We start from the raw sequence: 15,677 nt of genomic DNA on the forward strand, positions 1-15,677 counted from the left end.
TCATTCGTAGATCTCCCTGAGTTCCGCGTCCACTTCCCATGTTCCGTCTCCTTTCCCACGGAGCAGATCGATTCCCCCCCGGAGAAGCGATACCTGTGTGTCGAATAGCGAGTACAACGCTTGGACGGGACCGAGCAGATCCTTCTGTCCGAGGTACGTGAACAGTCCCACTCCCACCGGTAGGGCAAGCCCGACGGCCCCGAACTGTAGAATTACCCCGGCTGTCCCAACGATCAGCGTCAGCGCCAGCAGCCACGGCGAGGCGATCATGAACCACCAGTTGAACGGCAACACCGCTCGCCCGTATTTGCCGTACCGGCCGAGTGCGTCGCGATGCTGAACCAACAGTCGGATCAACCCCATCGCGCGCCGGTCCTTCTGCTTGCGTCGCTTCACGAACTCCGAGTGGCTGGCCTCCTTGTACCGTACCGCGGGATCGAAGATCACGCGCCCGCCCTGTCGACGGATCTTCAGGGCGAGTTCGGTGTCGTCGGCGAGCGAGTTCGGGTCAATCGGGAGCAGCGCGTCGTTCTCGAACGCCGAAAACGGCCCGTGGAAGATCAGCGTCGAGTCGAGATGTGACTCCAGCTGTTGGATGTGCGACTGAACGCCCCGGTATCCCGACTCCACGCCGCTGCCGCCGAGGACTTCGACGTTGCGCCCCGTGACGGCGTCCACTTCGGGGTCAGCGAGGTTCGCGGCCGCCTCCCGAAGGACGTCCGGGGGGAGCTTCGAGTCGCAGTCGGTCTTCACGACCATCTCGCGCCCGGCCGCCTCGTACGCCTCGTTTAGCGCGGGCGCGAGCCCGCGACGCTCGTCTTCCTCGATCAGCGTGAGGTCCGGAACCTCCAAGTCTGAGAAGTAGTCGCGGATGATCTCGCGCGTTTCGTCCGTCGACGAGTCGACGACGACGAGTTCGACCTCCTCCATCGGATAGTCCAAGGCCAGCAGGTCGTCGAGTTTCGCTTCGACGATCCGGGACTCGTTGTACGTCGGGAGGACGATACTAACCGGGGGTTCGGCCTCGGACTTGGCTGCCGGTGACCCGGACGGACGCAACCACGCGTACAGCCCGAGAAACGCGATGTACGGGGCCGCCGTCACCGCGAGCAGCACGCCGGCGACGGCCGCGAATGGACTCATGCGTCGCGCTTGACGCCTGGAGGATAAAAACCCACGCGGATAGTGACGGACCCGCGGTCGACGGCTCGGAATCGTCCGCGTATATAACAAGTCTTAAGCGCGTTTTCACAGTGGCATTTTGTAATGAGCCAGCAACAGGACTCGTCCGAGGGTTCGGGTTCGTCCCCGCTCGACCTTCTCGAACGCTGGTTCCACGTCCCAGTGCTCGTCGGCGTGTTCGCCGTCATGCTGTGGACGCGGATCCGGTCGTACGGCAACTTCGTCCGCGACGGCGAAGTGTACTTCCGCGGCAACGACGCGTGGTACCACCTCAGAGAAACGACCTACCTCATGGAGAACTGGCCGAACACGCTTCCATTCGACCCGTGGACGGGGTTCCCGTACGGGAACAGTGCGGGGCAGTTCGGCACCCTTTGGGACCACATCATGGCGGTCGGTATCTGGATCGCCAGCCCGATCATGGGCAGTGCCGAGGAGGTCATGCTCGTCATGTCCCCCATCGTCGGCGCGCTCGTCGCGGTACCGACGTACTTCATCGCGCGTCGGTTCACCGAGCGCGTTCCCGCGCTCGCCGGCGCGGCGACCCTCGCGCTGTTTTCGGGTACTTTCTTCCGGTACTCGCTCGTCGGCTTCCCCGACCACAGCGCGGCCGAAGTCTTCTTCCAGAGCACCGCCGTCCTCGCGTTCCTCGTCGCCTTCGGCGTCGCGGAGCGCGAGAAGCCGGTGTGGGAACTCGTGGTGGATCAGGACTGGGAGGCCCTGAAACGCCCCGTCACGTACGCGGTCGCGGCCGGCGTCGCGCTCGGACTCTACCTCTGGACGTGGCAGCCCGGCGTCCTGATGGTCGGGTTCACGGGGATCTTCCTCGCGATCAAGCTCACGAGCGACGCCTACCACGGGAAGAGTCCGGAACCGGTCGCGTTCGCCGGCGCGGTCGCGATGACGGTCACGGGTCTGATGCAAGTCGTCCCGCTGAACCAGTTCGGATTCGACACCACCGGCTACTCCCTGCTCCAGATCGTTCTCCCCCTCGGCGTCGCAGTCGGCACCGTCTTCCTCGCGTGGCTCGCCCGCCAGTGGGAGGCACGCAACCTCGGCAACGACACCTATCCCGCGGCTGTCGGCGGTCTCATCCTCGCATCCGCGGGCTTCGTCTGGCTCGCGATCCCGTCACTGTGGTCGACGCTCGTCGGGAATCTCCTCAACACCGTCGGCTTCTCGGCTACGGCGAATACCCGCACCATCGGCGAAGCCCAACCCCCGCTCCAAGACGCCTCCTTTGCCGACTTCGTCCTCTCGCAGTACGGGCTCGCCTTCTTCCTCGCGCTGGCGGCGATCCTCTACGTCCTCGCTCGCCCGCTCTACCGGTCGGACGACACGAACCACACCCTCTACATCCCGGCCGCGCTCGCCGTCGTCGGCTCCGTCTACGTGGTCCCGCAGGCGTACGGCGCGATCGGCGGTCTCGTCGGCGTGAGCTGGCAGGTGATCGGTCTCCTCGTCGCCGCGGCGTTCCTCGTCGGCGCGACGTTCCTCGTCGAGTACGACACCCAAGAGCTGTACTTCGTCGTGTGGGCGGCGTTCATCGGAAGCGCGGCGTTCACGCAGGTCCGATTCAACTACTATCTCGCCGTCATCGTCGCGGTCGGCACGGCGTACTTCCTCCAAGTGGCGCTCGACGCTCTCGATCTCACCTCACTCGACGCGCTCCGCGATATCGAGGGGTGGCAGGTGCTGACGGTGGTCGCGGTGCTCGCCGTCCTCATCGTTCCCCTCGTCGGCGTCGCCACGCCGGTCTGGCAGGCGGGCAACTCCAGCGATCCCGGCAGCGTCGTCCAGTGGGACGAGAGCCTCCAGTGGATGAACGACGAGACCCCGCAGCCGGGCGAGCTCGAGGGCGCGGACAACCCGATGGAGTTATACGGCACCTACGAGCGCCCGGCCGACGGCGACTTCGAGTACCCGGAGGGCGCCTACGGCGTCCAGTCGTGGTGGGACTACGGCCACTGGATCACCACGCGCGCCGAGCGCATCCCGAACGCCAACCCGTTCCAGCAGAACGCCGGCGAGGCCGCCGACTACCTCCTCGCGCCGAGCGAGGAAGAAGCCGCGGAGGTCCTCGCGAGCCAGAGCACCGAGGGCAACGACACCCGCTACGTGATGGTCGACTGGCAGATGGCGTCGCCGAACTCCAAGTTCAACGCCCCGGTCACCTTCTACAGCGGTAACGAGACGGTCAACGACTTCAACGAGCTGCTCTACCAGCAGGTCGAGGGGCAGGACGGCCAGCAGGGCGGGCTCCAGGCCGCGCTTCAAATACGGACGCAGCGCTACCACGAGAGCCAGATGATCCGGCTGTACCAGCACTACGGGAGCGCGGTCGAGCCGGAGCCGGTCGTGCTCGACTGGGAGCCGCGGACGGCCCAGACCCAGTCCGGCGAGCAGGTCGACATCAAGGTCCTCCCGAGCGAGGGCGAGCCGATCCAGCGGTTCGACAATCTCTCTGCCGCGCAGTCGTACGTCGAGGAGGACGGCTCGGCACAGGTCGGCGGCGTCATGGGCGTTCCCTCGGAGCGGCTCGACGCCCTCGAACACTACCGGCTGGTCCACGCCACGCAGTCCCCGGGACAGTCGCCGTACGCGCAGCAGGCGCAGATCCTCGCCCAGCAGTTCGGGATCGACCTCCAGTCGACGTTCGGCGAGTCGCTGTTGGGCGCGTTCAGCGACGACTTCGTCAAGACGTTCGAGCGGGTTCCGGGCGCGACGGTCGAGGGGTCGGGCGCCGAACCCGGCCAGGAGGTCGAGGCGACCGTCGAGATGGAGAAGCCGAACGGGCAGACGTTCGAGTACACGCAGTACGCGACCGCCGACGACGACGGAAGCTTTGAGCTCACGCTCCCGTACTCGACGACGGGCTACGACGAGTTCGGTCCCGAGAACGGGTACACGAACACGAGCGTCCGCGCGACCGGGCCGTACAACGTCACCACCGAGCAGACGACCGGCGACGACCTCTACACCACCCAGCGCGTCGGACAGGTCGAGGTCACCGAGGGCCAGGTCGTCGGCGCCGACGACTCGGCCGCGACGGTCGAGCTCGAAGAGCAGATCATCGACTGCCCGAGCGGCGACGCGGAGTGTCCGGTCGACGACGGCAGCGGGAGCGACGGCGGGAACTCGACGAACTCGACCGACGCGGGGTCGCTGATCGGAGTCGAGCCGGCCGCAACGACCGCGACGACCGCGACCGCACCGAACTGACCGCGGTCCCCGAGACGGCGGCCGACGGGGGCGCCCGATCCCGTCCCTTCATTACCGCCGCTCCGCTTTTCGACGCACGAAGATGGTCGAGTTTCGCGAATGGGCGACGCTGTATCTGAAAGGCGTGGCGATGGGGAGCGCCGACGCCGTGCCGGGCGTCTCCGGCGGGACGATCGCGCTCATCGTCGGGATCTACGAGCGGCTCGTGGCCGCGATCACGGCCGCGACTCCCTCGCGACTCCGGCGGATACTCGCGGGCGTGCGCCCGGCGAGCCGCGCCGACGCGCGGACCGCGTTCCGCGAGCTCGACGCCGGCTTCCTCCTCGCGCTCGGCGCGGGGATCGGCACCGCGGTCGTCGCGGTGTTGAGCGGCGTCGACTACCTGCTCGCGACCCGCCCGGTCGCGACCTACGGGTTCTTCTTCGGGCTGATCGCCGCGAGCGCGGCCGTGCTCTTCGCCGACGTCGACCTCTCGACGCCGCGACGGAAGGCGGCCGCGTTCGGCGGATTCGCGGCCGCGTTCCTCGCGTCCGGGTACGCCTCCGCCGCGGTCGAAAGCTCCCTGCCCGTCGTCGCCGTCGCCGGCGCGGTCGCGGTCAGCGCGATGATACTCCCCGGTATCTCCGGCTCGCTACTGCTGATCGTCCTCGGTCAGTACGACTACATGGCGGGGACGGTGGGCCGGTTCGTCGACGGCGTCGTCGCGCTCGCGCTGGGTCGGGGGACCGACGGGATCGTCGAGACCGCGCCGGTCGTCGCCGCGTTCTGCGCGGGCGGCATCGTCGGACTGGTCACCATCGCGCACGCGGTCCGGTACGCGCTCTCCCGCGCCCGCGAGGCGACGCTGGCGTTCCTCGTGAGCCTGGTCGTCGGCGCGCTCCGGGCGCCGCTCATCGAGACGGGAGACACCTTGTTCGAGAGCGGCGAGTCGTGGCGGGCGGCCGCGCCGCGGTTCGCGCTGGCGGCGCTCGCCGGCGCCGGCGTCGTGCTCCTGTTGAACCGCTACTCCGCGGCGATCGAGTACTAACTCGCTGCGGGATAGATCAGTTGCCGCGGAGCAGATCAGTCGCCGCGGGGCGGAGCGCGTCGCTCGACTGAGCGCACCGCGCAACGCCTTTTCCGTTCCCGCCCGTACGCACGCCCATGGTTCAGATGGAATCCGACTCGGCGCTCGACCGCGGCGACGCCGCGCCCGACTTCGAACTGCCCGGGACCGACGGGGAGACGTACGCGCTCGACGACTTCGAGGCGGACGCGCTCCTCGTCGTGTTCACGTGTAACCACTGCCCGTACGCGAAGGCGAAGATCGACCTGCTGAACGACCTGGCGGCCGAGTACGACGAACTCGCCGTCGTCGGGATCAACCCCAACGACGCCGACGAGTACCCCGAGGACTCCTTCGAGACCATGCGTCAACGCGTCGCCGACGGGACGGTCGCGTACGACGCGTACCTCCGCGACGAGACCGGCGAGGTCGCGGCCGCCTACGACGCGGTGTGTACGCCCGACCCGTTCCTCTTCGGCCGCGAAGACGGCGCGTGGCGGCTGCGGTATCACGGCCGGCTCGACGACGCCCTCAACCCCGACGACGAGCCGACGGAGTTCTACGTCCGCGACGCGGTCGACGCCGTGCTCGCGGGCGAGGAGGTCGAGATTCCGGACCGACCCTCCCGCGGCTGCTCGATCAAGTGGCCCGACGAGTAGGGCGGTGCCGGATCGGCGTTCCGTCAGAGACGGGTTAACAAGGATCCGGGCCGAAGAGGACGTATGAGCACCAGAGACGAGGAGCCGGACTTTCACGAGATAGACCGCTACGACGGCGGCGTCGGCTGGATCGCGTACCCCGACGAGGCGATGGAGCGCGCGAGCCACGCGTTCGCGGTCGCGAACGAGGAGACGGGCGCGGACGACGTGTGGGTGGTCGACCCGGTCGACGCGCCCGGCGTCGACGACCTGCTCGACGAGCTGGGGACCGTCGCCGGCGTCGTGGTCGGACTCGACCGCCACGTGCGCGACAGCGGCGAACTCGCCGAGCGCCACGGCGTCCCGGTGTACGTCCCCGAGTGGATGACCGGCGTCGCGGAGGAGCTCGGGCCGGACGTCGACGTCGAGCGGTTCGGTTCGCGGCTCGCCGACACCGGCTTCGAGGCGATCCGGATCCGCGACTCCTCGCTCCCGCCGTGGCAGGAGGTCGGCCTGTTCGACGGGGAGACGCTGATCGTCCCCGAGTCGCTCGGCACCGGGTCGTACTTCCGCGGCGACCGCGAGCGCCTCGGCGTCCATCCGATGCTCCGGCTCACGCCGCCGACGACCGCGCTCTCCGGTCTCGATCCCGAGCGCGTCCTCGTCGGCCACGGCGTGGGCGTCCACGAGCGCGCGGCCGTCGCCGTCGAGGACGCCCTCTCGAACTCCCGGGGGAAGGCCCCCGGACTGTACGCGAAGACCCTCAAGTCCGCGCTGCCGTTCTGAACGCGGGCGAGACGCCCGTCTCGGCGACGGGGACCCCTTCTCCCACCGGCCGATCCGTGCGTGTCCTTTTGCCGTCTCGTCCCGTAGCCCGGAGCGAACAGTGATCTACGTCACCCGCGACCTGTTGACCGTGCTCCGCGAGCGCGCCGCGAGCGAGGACCCCGACGAGGTGAACGTCCGCCTCTCGACGACGCCCGCGGGCGAGTTCGAGACCGACCTCGGACTCGACCCGGAGACGCCGGTGGTGACGCATTTTACCCTCCCGTCCGTCGGCGGCTCGGTCAGCTCCGTGTTCGGCGTCGACCTCGGCACCCCGGCCGGCGACGGCGGCGCGCGGTTCGTCTCGCACCCGAACGGCTTCCTCGGCGTGTCGCGGACGGACGACCTCGCGGCCGTGGTGCTCGTCGCCGTCCCACCGTACGACGACGACTCCGTCGCCGCGTTCGACCGCTCCGGGGACGGGGTCAAACTCAGCGTCGTCGACGCGGTCCCGCCGACCGAGTCCGTTCCGGAGTGAGAAGAACAGGAGTTTCAAGCGGCCGGAGGGAGTAGGTCGCATCGATGGCAGCACGGCCACCCGGCGGCGGCGATACGGAAGAGCCGGAGGCGATCGAGTTCGGCATCGCGGCGCTCGACGCTCGGCTCGACGAGGCGGAGGTGTCGTTTCCCGCGACGGCCGCGGAGCTACGCGACGCGCTCGGCGATCAGGCGGTCCCCTACGACGCGCAGGGGCGCACTATCGCGCTCTCGGACGCCCTCGACCGCGTGCCACAGGAGAAGTTCGAAACCGAGACGGCGTTTCTCAACGCGCTCTATCCGGTGTTCGACGAAGCGCGCCGCGAGGAGCGCGGCGTGATCGCCAGCCTCCGCGACGCCCTTCCCTTCTGAGCCGGCGTCGAGCGGCGACGGCGTCGCCCGAACCGCTCACCGAGCCTCCGAGCGGGCCTCGATTTCGGCCGACTCCTCGTCCTGTTCGCCGGCGTCGTAGCGCTCGATAACGTCGTTGACCAGGACGATGTCGCCGACCGCGCGGACCCAGCGGTACGGGACGATGACGCCGGTCGAGCCGCCGACCTGTCCGGCGAACAGCTCGTGATTGAGTTCGGCGAGCGCGAGTCCGGTCACGGCGCGGGCGTCCAGGTCGAGCTGGATGTCCTCGATTTCGCCGACGAAGACGCCGTTGCTCGAGTACACCTCGCGACCGACGAGCGACGTGATCTCTTCGGGGGCTGCGTTCATACTCGATACGGTCACGAGCGCGCCTAATAAGCGTTCGTTGTCGAACGACGCGCGTCGGACAACTTCGACTCCCGCGCGTCGGCCGCCATCTCCTGTTTTCCCGCGTCACTCCCGCGGCGCGATCACCTCGATCGGGTGTCGCGGGGACGAGTCCAGCAGGGCGTCGAGCTGCTCGGTACAGGACGTGCCGGGGGCGACGACGGTTCGGTCGGTGTCGCCGAACTGCTCGCGGAGCGGCTCGCCCACGTCCATGCTCAGCTCGTAGTAGTCGGTCTTGTAGCCGAACGAGCCGGCCATCCCGCAACACTCCGTCTCGGAGACGCGCACGTCGTAGCCGAGGCGCTCGAACACCGCGGTCGCGTACTCGCCCACCTCGACCGTGCGGGCCTGACAGTGCGGGTGGTACGCGATGCGCTTGCCGGAGGCGACGGGTCCGGTCCCCTCGCTCGGCGCGCGCAGCGCCGCCGGGTCGGCGCCGCTCTCCAGCAGGCCGAAGACGTACTCCATGACGTCGTAGCTCGCGTCCGCGAGCCGCTCGTACGACTCGCTCGGGAGGAACCGCTCGTACTCGCGGCGGAACGTCGCGAGGTCGCTCGGCTCGATGACGACCACGTCGCGCCCGGCGTCGAGGTGGGGGGCCAGCCCGGCGTACACGTCCTCGGCCGCCGCCTCGGCCGTCGCGACCATCCCCTGCGAGAGCGGGGGACGTCCGCTGCCGGGGAGATCCGGCACCCGAACGCGGACTCCGAGCGCCTCCAGCGCGCGCACCGTCGCCTTCCCGCGCTCGACGTCGACGTAGTTCGTCGCGGTGTCGGGGTAGACGACGGCCTCGCGGGTCGCCTCGGTCTCGGAGACGGCGGGGCCGCCCCGGGCTTCGAACCAGTCGACGAGCGACTCGCGCGCGAACTCGGGGAGGTCGCGGCGGCGGTCGATCCCGACGACGCGCTCGGCGAGTGCGCGCAGGGGGCCGGCGTTCGCGAGCCGGTTCGCGACCGGCGCGGTCTCGTGTCCCAGCTTCGCGAGCGTCGCGTAGTTGCCGACCAGCCGGGTAGCCAGATCGAGCCCGCCCGGCTCCTCGTCGGGGACCAGCTCCTCGAACGCCCAGTCGAGCTGGCTCGGGTCCGCCTCGCCGCGGTTGATCCGGTCGCGGACCGCGGTGTTGATCCACGGAATGTCGATGCCGACGGGACACGCCGGCACGCAGCGCGAGCAGCCGGTACAGAGGTCGTTGAACTCGGCGGCGGTGTCGAGTCCCTCGATGCCGGCCTCCCAGCCCGTCGCGATGCCGCCGGAGTACGTCTCGCCGCCGAACGCGTGGCCGCCGACGCTCTGGAAGTTCCCGCAGGCGTTCGAGCAGGCCGAACACCGGATACAGTACAGCGTCTCCTTCAGCGTCTCGTCGTCGCGCATCGCCAGCCGGCCGTTGTCGATCAAGACGAGGTGGAACTCGCGGTCGGACGCAGCGCCGTCTGGATCGGCGGCCAGCGGCGTCTCGTCGTCCTCGAAGTCTGGTACGGGCGAGTCCACAGGGGGCGTGAGCGTCGAGATGTAGGAGGTCACGTCCTGGCCGGTCCCCGACCGGCCGATCAGCTCGACGAAGGGGGAGAACTCCTCGACGGTCGGGACGAGCTTCTCGACGCCCGCGACCGCGACGTGCGTGTCGGTCGCCGTCACCGTCTTCCGGGCGTTGCCCTCGCTGGTGACCAAGAGCATGGTGCCCGAATCGGCCGCAATGAAGTTCGCGCCGGTCATCCCGAGGTCGGCGTCTTCGATCAGGTCGCCGAGCCGCTCGCGGGCGAACATCGTGAGCTCCTCGGCGGTCTCGGGCGGGTCGTCGGGGTCGAACCGCTCGGCGAACAGCGCCGCGATCCCCTCGCGCGACTTGTGGATCGCCGGCGCGACGATGTGCGACGGCTCCTCGTCGGCCAGCTGGAGCACCCACTCGCCGAGGTCGGTCTCGACGACCTCCACGCCGTCCGCGGCGAGCGCGTCGTTCACCTCGATCTCCTCGGAGGTCATCGACTTCGATTTCACCGCGCGCTCGGCGTCGCGCTCGGCCGCGACCTCCCGGACGTAGCGGTTCGCGTCGGCCGCGTCGTCCGCGAGGTAGACGGTGCCGCCGTTCGCCTCCACGGTCTCTCTCACCTCGTCGATGAGCTCCGGGAGCCGTTCGATGGCGTCCTCCTTTATCGAGCGCGCCTCCGCTTTCAGCGCCTCGTAGCCGTCGAGGCGACCGGTCGACTCGTAGCGCCCTTCGTTGAACCCGCGGGTGTTCGCCGCGACCGCGTCCCCCTCCGTCGCCAGCAGCTCGCGGATCCGCTCGGCCTTCGTCTCTCGGTCGATGTCGCTCGCCTCCGCGCCCCCCGCGCGGCCGGTCTCACTGCCGGGGCCGGCGTCGCTGCTCATCGGTCCACCTCCGGCTCGTCGCCCGGGCCGCTCGCGTCGTCCGCCGCGTCGCCGTCGCGCAACAGGACGACGTGGACCTCCTTCGGCCCGTGCGCGCCGTGGACCAGCCCGCCCATGTCCGCGGTGGCGCTCGGACCGGTCGCGAACACCACGTCGACCGACTCGTCGCGCGCCCGCGGGCCGAGCCAGTCGAAGGCGTCGGGCATGTCCGGGACGATGTCGCGCTCGCGGAGGACGACCACGTGGCGGTCGACGAAGAGGGTTACCGGCTCCGTCCCGGCCGCGTCCGCTTCGAGCGCGACGCTCCCGTACTCGGCGACGCCGAGCGACGCCGCGGTGACGCCGGTGTGGGCCTCGCGTAAGTCGGCGGTCGCGGGATCGGTCCCGACCCGGTCGGGCAGCGTCGCGGGCGAGTCCGCGAACGCGTCCGGTCCCGAGCGCGCCAGCGGCACCCCGACCGCAGGCTCGCCCGCGGCCGCGTCGATCATGGCCGCGCACTCCGCCGGCGGTCCCGCGGAGACCGCGACGCCGAGCTCGTCGAGCCGACCGGTGAACGTCGACGCGTCTGCGAGTGCCATGATCGTCCGTTCGCCGGCCGGCATATGGGTGTTGTGGCCGTTCTCGGCGCGCAGAAGCGGTGCGCCGAGGCGGTCCCGTTCGACGCGGCTGGAACGGGCGAATTCCCGCGACGTGCGGACGGCAGGAGCTTTTTCATGATTCGACCGTGAGGGACTCGCATGGCGACACACACGCCGGGGTCGGACCCGACCGACGGCGGCGACTTCGACTACGCCGGCGGCGCGGTGGAGCGACCGGAGCTCGTCGACGCGCTCGACCGCCGCGTCGACGGGGACGTACGGTTCGACGACTACTCGAAGCGGCTGTACGCGACCGACGCCTCGGCGTACGAGGTCACGCCGATCGGCGTCGTGATCCCGGAGTCGACCGCGGACGTCGCGGCCGTCCACGAGTACTGCTTCGCCGAGGGGGTCCCCGTCCTCCCGCGCGGCGGCGGCACCTCGCTCGCGGGGCAGACCGTCAACGAGGCGGTCGTCCTCGATCTCACCGGCGAGATGGACGCGGTGGTGTCGACCGATCCCGACGCGAAGGCGGCCCGCGTTCAGGCGGGCGCGTACGTCGGCGACCTCAACGCCGCGGTCGAGGACGACGGCCTGAAGTTCGCGCCCGACCCGGCGTGGCGCGACAAGTCCGCGGTCGGCGGCGCGATCGGCAACAACTCCACCGGCTCGCACTCGCTGAAGTACGGGAAGACGGACCACTACGTCGAGGAGCTGGAGGTCGTCCTCGCGGACGGCACCGTGACGACCTTCGGCGAGGTCGCGGTCGAGGAACTGCGGGAGTCCGCGGACCCCGACAGCGACGACCTGCTACCTCGAATCCACGCCGAGATCGTGCGAATCCTCGACGAGGAGGCAGACCGGATCGACGAGCGGTTCCCGGAACTGAAGCGGAACGTCTCCGGCTACAACCTCGACCGCCTGCTCGCCGAGTACCGCGGCGAGCACGGCGAGGCGGGCGTCGTCAACCTCGGCCGCCTCATGGCCGGCAGCGAGGGGACGCTCGCGACCGTCACCGAGGCGACCCTCTCGCTCGTCGAGATCCCCGAGACGAAGGCGGTGGCGCTTCTCACCTACGACGACCTCCTCGACGCGATGGAGGACGTGGCGGCGTGTCTCGAACACGACCCCGCCGCCGTCGAGGTGATGGACGACGTGCTCCTCGGGCTGGCGGCCGACACGCCGGAGTTCGCGGACGTGGTCGACATGCTCCCCGACGGCACCGACTCCGTGCTGCTCGTCGAGTTCTACGCCGAGAGCGACGCCGAGGGAAAACGGAAGGTCGCGGACCTGATCGCGGACCGGGTGGGCGCCGCCGCGAACGGGGGGACCGCCGACGAGGACGGCGCGGCCGTCGACACCGCGGCTGACCCGAGCGCGGGCGCCGCCGAGACGACGAGTTACCCCCGCCGGGCGGTCCACGCGATGGAGGCGCACGACCCCGAGACACGCGACCGATTCTGGAAGATGCGCAAGGCGGGCCTGCCGATCCTCCTCTCGCGTACCACCGACGAGAAGCACATCTCCTTCATCGAGGACTGCGCCATCCCGCCGGAACACCTCCCGGAGTACACCCGCGAGTTCCAGCAGATCCTGGCGGACAACGACACGTTCGCCACCTTCTACGCGCACGCCGGGCCGGGCGTGTTACACGTCCGCCCGCTGATCAACACGAAAGACGTCGACGGCGTCGACGCGATGGTCGACATCGCCGACCGCGTCACCGACGCGGTGGTCCGGCTCGGCGGCTCGGTGTCCGGCGAGCACGGCGACGGCCGCGCCAGGACCCAGTGGAACCGGAAGCTGTACGGCGACGACCTCTGGGACGCCTTCCGCGACCTCAAGACCGCGTTCGACCCGGACTGGCTCCTCAACCCCGGGAACGTCTGCGGCGACTTCGACATGCGCGAGAACCTCCGGTTCGACGCCGACTACGAGCACGACGCCGGCTTCGACCCCGCGATGGAGTGGGCCGTCGACAACGGGATGCAGGGGATGGTCGAGCTCTGTCACGGCTGCGGCGGCTGTCGCGGGCCGCAGGAGACCACCGGCGGCGTGATGTGCCCGACCTACCGCGCGTCCGAGGAAGAGATTCAGTCGACCCGCGGCCGGGCGAACACCCTCCGCGGAGCCATGAGCGGGGAGCTTCCTGACGACCCGACCGACGACGAGTTCGTCACGGAGGTGATGGACCTCTGTGTCGGCTGTAAGGGCTGCAAGGTGGACTGCCCGAGCGGCGTCGACATGGCGAAGCTGAAGGCGGAAGTCGAACACGCCCACCACGAGGAACACGGGGTCGACCTCCGGACGCGGCTGCTCGGCCGCTTCGAGTCGCTCGCGCCGCTCGCTTCGACGCTCGCCCCCCTCTCGAACCTCCCGAACAAGATTCCGGGCAGCGGTCTCTTCGCGGAGAAGGCGCTGGGGATCGCGAGGGATCGGGACCTCCCGACCTTCCGCTCGGAGACGCTCACCGACTGGTTCGAGGCGCGCGACGGTGCGCGCGTCCCGCGCGAGGAGGCCGACCGCAACGTGCTCTTATTCCCCGACGTGTACACCACGTACACGAACCCCGCGGCCGGAAAGGCGGCGGTGCGCGTGCTGGAGGCCGCGAACTGCCACGTCGCGATTCCGGACGTGGACGGCAGCGGGCGCCCCGCGCACTCGAAGGGGATGCTCGACGTGTCCCGCGCGACCGCGAGAGACGCCGTGGAGACGCTCGCGCCAGACGTCCGCGACGGCTGGGACGTGGTCGTCGTCGAACCCTCCGACGCCGTCATGCTCCAGTCGGACTACCACGACCTGCTCGACGGCGGCGCCAGTGACGTGCCAGACGACGACGTGGCCGCCGTCTCCGAGAGCGCCTACGGCGTGATGGAGTACGTCGACGCTCACCGCCTCGACGAGGCTCTTCCCCTCGACGCGCCGGCCGAGTCGCTCACCTACCACGGCCACTGCCACCAGAAGGCGACGAAGAAGGACCACCACGCCGTCGGCGTGCTCCGGCGCGCCGGCTACGGGGTCGACCCGCTTGACTCCTCCTGTTGCGGGATGGCCGGCTCGTTCGGCTACGAGGCCGAGCATTACTCGATGAGCAAGGCGATCGGCGAGACCCTGTTCGACCAGGTCTCGGCCAGCGACGGCGACGCCCTCGTCGCGCCCGGCACCTCCTGCCGGACGCAGTTGGAGGAGGGTCCCGGCGAGGTCCCAGAGCCGTCACACCCGGTCGAGAAGTTGGCGGCCGCGCTGGCGTAAGGCGGCAGCCCGTTCGGGCTGTCACTCCGCCGTCGACCACACGTTCGCCCCGACGAGGGCGATCAGGTACGAGAAGACCGGGAACAGCACCGCGACGACGGCCAGGAACGCCGGGTCGAGTCCGGCGGGTTCGTCGGAGAGCAGTCCGGTGTACTGGAGAACGGCCAGCGTGAGGACCACGACGGCCGTGTTGAGCGCGTACTCGGAGAGCGACGGGTTCGGGAACCGCATACGACGGGGTGGCGCCGCCGCTCACTCAACGTTTTCGGCCCGGTCGCGCTCGCGTTCTCGCCGCCGGGCCAACACCCGCTCGAACCCCTTTCCCGGGCCGCCCTCGATCGGCCATCCCTTCGTCCGCCACTGAGGTGGCTCCGGCGAGAACTCCGAGCAGGAGCCGGAACACTCCCGCGCGGTCGGGACTTTCCCCTTCGCCGCGCAGTACGGGAGGAGCGCGCGGCCGTCGCGCCGGAGTTCGAAGTGGCGGCAGTCGGGCCGCATCGTGTCGTGGTACGAGCGCCACCCCTTCCCGTAGGCGCGCTCGGCGATCTCCAGCCGCAGCGTCTCGGTCTCGCGGTCCCGGCGCTCGCCCTCGCCGGGCGCCAGATCGCTCGGATGCCACGCCACGTCGACCGCGTCGGCGTCGACCCCGTTGTCGAAGTCGGTCGCGAGGATCCCGGCCTCGACCGGCATCTCGCGGAGGAGGGCGGGTTCGACGCGCTCGCCGGTCGTCTCGGTCGCCAGCCACGCCTCGTCGGCGAGACCGGTCTCGATGTCGTGTGTGAGCTGGTCGGCGAGCCGGTCGGCCGCCGAGCGGTCGAGGTCCGGCTTGTTCTCGACCGCGACGATCCGCTCGACCCAGTCCGGGTACGGTCGCACCCGGCGAAGCTGGATCCGGTTGTTCCGGCGGCGCTTCTCGATCAGGTCCCGACCCGCTGCGCGGTGGACCGCCTGCCGGACGTAGCGCCACGGGTAGCCGGGGTCGGGCAGCGCGTCGCGGTACCACGCCCACTCGGCGGGCGCGCCCCGGACGACGTGGAGCAGGTCCGAGTCGATCGTCCGGTCGCCGAACGCGCGCCGCCGTTCGAACGCCTCCGGATCGACTTCGAGCACGACCGTGTCCCAGCGGCGCTCCTGCGTTCCGAGCTGGCGGGAAACTATCGCGGGGCGAGACCCTTCGCTCGGGTGCCAGGTAAGCTCGGCGTACCGGCAGACGAGAAGCTCGTAGCCGAACTCGGCGTCGGGCGTCACTACTCGAACCGTCGAGCGGGGCGGACAAAAGGAACCCGCTCGGGGGCGGGACGGTCGTCGACTGCGATCCGCCCCAGCAGC

13 protein-coding genes are annotated in these 15,677 nt (G+C 69.9%); 7 read left to right on the plus strand and 6 right to left on the minus strand.

Going from position 1 to position 15,677, the window contains the following annotated elements; genetic code table 11:
- Complete coding sequence (locus tag J2744_RS02100; RefSeq protein WP_209543822.1) at positions 1-1,143, minus strand: glycosyltransferase; 1,143 nt, start codon at positions 1,141-1,143, stop codon at positions 1-3.
- 123 nt (positions 1,144-1,266) lie between these two features.
- On the opposite strand from J2744_RS02100, the gene J2744_RS02105 reads away from it, so the two are divergent.
- The 6 genes from J2744_RS02105 to J2744_RS02130 all read left to right on the plus strand — a co-directional run bounded on the left by J2744_RS02105 (position 1,267) and on the right by J2744_RS02130 (position 7,761).
- Positions 1,267-4,404, plus strand: a complete 3,138-nt coding sequence (locus tag J2744_RS02105; RefSeq protein WP_209543824.1) for an oligosaccharyl transferase, archaeosortase A system-associated — start codon at positions 1,267-1,269, stop codon at positions 4,402-4,404.
- A gap of 82 nt (positions 4,405-4,486) precedes the next feature.
- Positions 4,487-5,431 carry a DUF368 domain-containing protein gene (locus J2744_RS02110; protein WP_209543826.1) on the plus strand — a complete coding sequence of 315 codons (945 nt, stop codon included), beginning with the start codon at positions 4,487-4,489 and terminating at the stop codon, positions 5,429-5,431.
- Positions 5,432-5,547: 116 nt separating this feature from the next.
- Positions 5,548-6,108, plus strand: a complete 561-nt coding sequence (locus tag J2744_RS02115) for a thioredoxin family protein (protein ID WP_209543829.1) — start codon at positions 5,548-5,550, stop codon at positions 6,106-6,108.
- A gap of 63 nt (positions 6,109-6,171) precedes the next feature.
- A complete protein-coding gene (locus J2744_RS02120; RefSeq protein WP_209543830.1) occupies positions 6,172-6,873 on the plus strand; it encodes a hypothetical protein in 702 nt (233 codons plus the stop codon).
- A gap of 100 nt (positions 6,874-6,973) precedes the next feature.
- Positions 6,974-7,390 (plus strand): MPN domain-containing protein, encoded by a 417-nt coding sequence (locus tag J2744_RS02125; RefSeq protein WP_209543832.1) that lies wholly within the window; start codon positions 6,974-6,976, stop codon positions 7,388-7,390.
- 44 nt (positions 7,391-7,434) lie between these two features.
- Complete coding sequence (locus J2744_RS02130; RefSeq protein ID WP_209543834.1) at positions 7,435-7,761, plus strand: DUF5789 family protein; 327 nt, start codon at positions 7,435-7,437, stop codon at positions 7,759-7,761.
- A gap of 36 nt (positions 7,762-7,797) precedes the next feature.
- Here the strand turns inward: J2744_RS02130 and J2744_RS02135 are convergent, their stop codons facing one another.
- The 3 genes from J2744_RS02135 to J2744_RS02145 form a co-directional block, all read right to left on the minus strand.
- Complete coding sequence (locus tag J2744_RS02135) at positions 7,798-8,112, minus strand: PRC-barrel domain-containing protein (RefSeq protein ID WP_209543836.1); 315 nt, start codon at positions 8,110-8,112, stop codon at positions 7,798-7,800.
- Positions 8,113-8,217: 105 nt separating this feature from the next.
- A complete protein-coding gene (locus tag J2744_RS02140; protein WP_209543838.1) occupies positions 8,218-10,518 on the minus strand; it encodes an LUD domain-containing protein in 2,301 nt (766 codons plus the stop codon).
- Positions 10,515-11,096 (minus strand): LUD domain-containing protein, encoded by a 582-nt coding sequence (locus J2744_RS02145; RefSeq protein WP_209543840.1) that lies wholly within the window; start codon positions 11,094-11,096, stop codon positions 10,515-10,517. The genes J2744_RS02140 and J2744_RS02145 overlap by 4 nt, the downstream gene beginning before the upstream one ends.
- A 159-nt stretch (positions 11,097-11,255) precedes the next feature.
- Here J2744_RS02145 and J2744_RS02150 point away from each other — a divergent pair, with 159 nt between their 5' ends.
- Positions 11,256-14,348, plus strand: coding sequence for an FAD-binding and (Fe-S)-binding domain-containing protein (locus J2744_RS02150; protein WP_209543850.1), 3,093 nt, complete (start codon positions 11,256-11,258; stop codon positions 14,346-14,348).
- 21 nt (positions 14,349-14,369) lie between these two features.
- On the opposite strand, the gene J2744_RS02155 is transcribed toward J2744_RS02150, so the two are convergent.
- Both J2744_RS02155 and J2744_RS02160 read right to left on the minus strand, forming a co-directional pair.
- Positions 14,370-14,579: a hypothetical protein gene (locus J2744_RS02155; RefSeq protein WP_209543852.1), complete on the minus strand. Its 210-nt coding sequence runs from the start codon at positions 14,577-14,579 to the stop codon at positions 14,370-14,372.
- 21 nt (positions 14,580-14,600) lie between these two features.
- The gene (locus J2744_RS02160; protein ID WP_209543861.1) at positions 14,601-15,596 is read right to left on the minus strand and encodes a DUF5787 family protein; all 996 of its coding nucleotides are present in this window, start codon (positions 15,594-15,596) and stop codon (positions 14,601-14,603) included.
- Between the last annotated feature and the right edge of the window lie 81 nt (positions 15,597-15,677).

It is taken from the genome of Halorubrum trapanicum (assembly GCF_017873555.1).
GTDB classification, from domain to species: Archaea; Halobacteriota; Halobacteria; order Halobacteriales; family Haloferacaceae; genus Halorubrum; species Halorubrum trapanicum.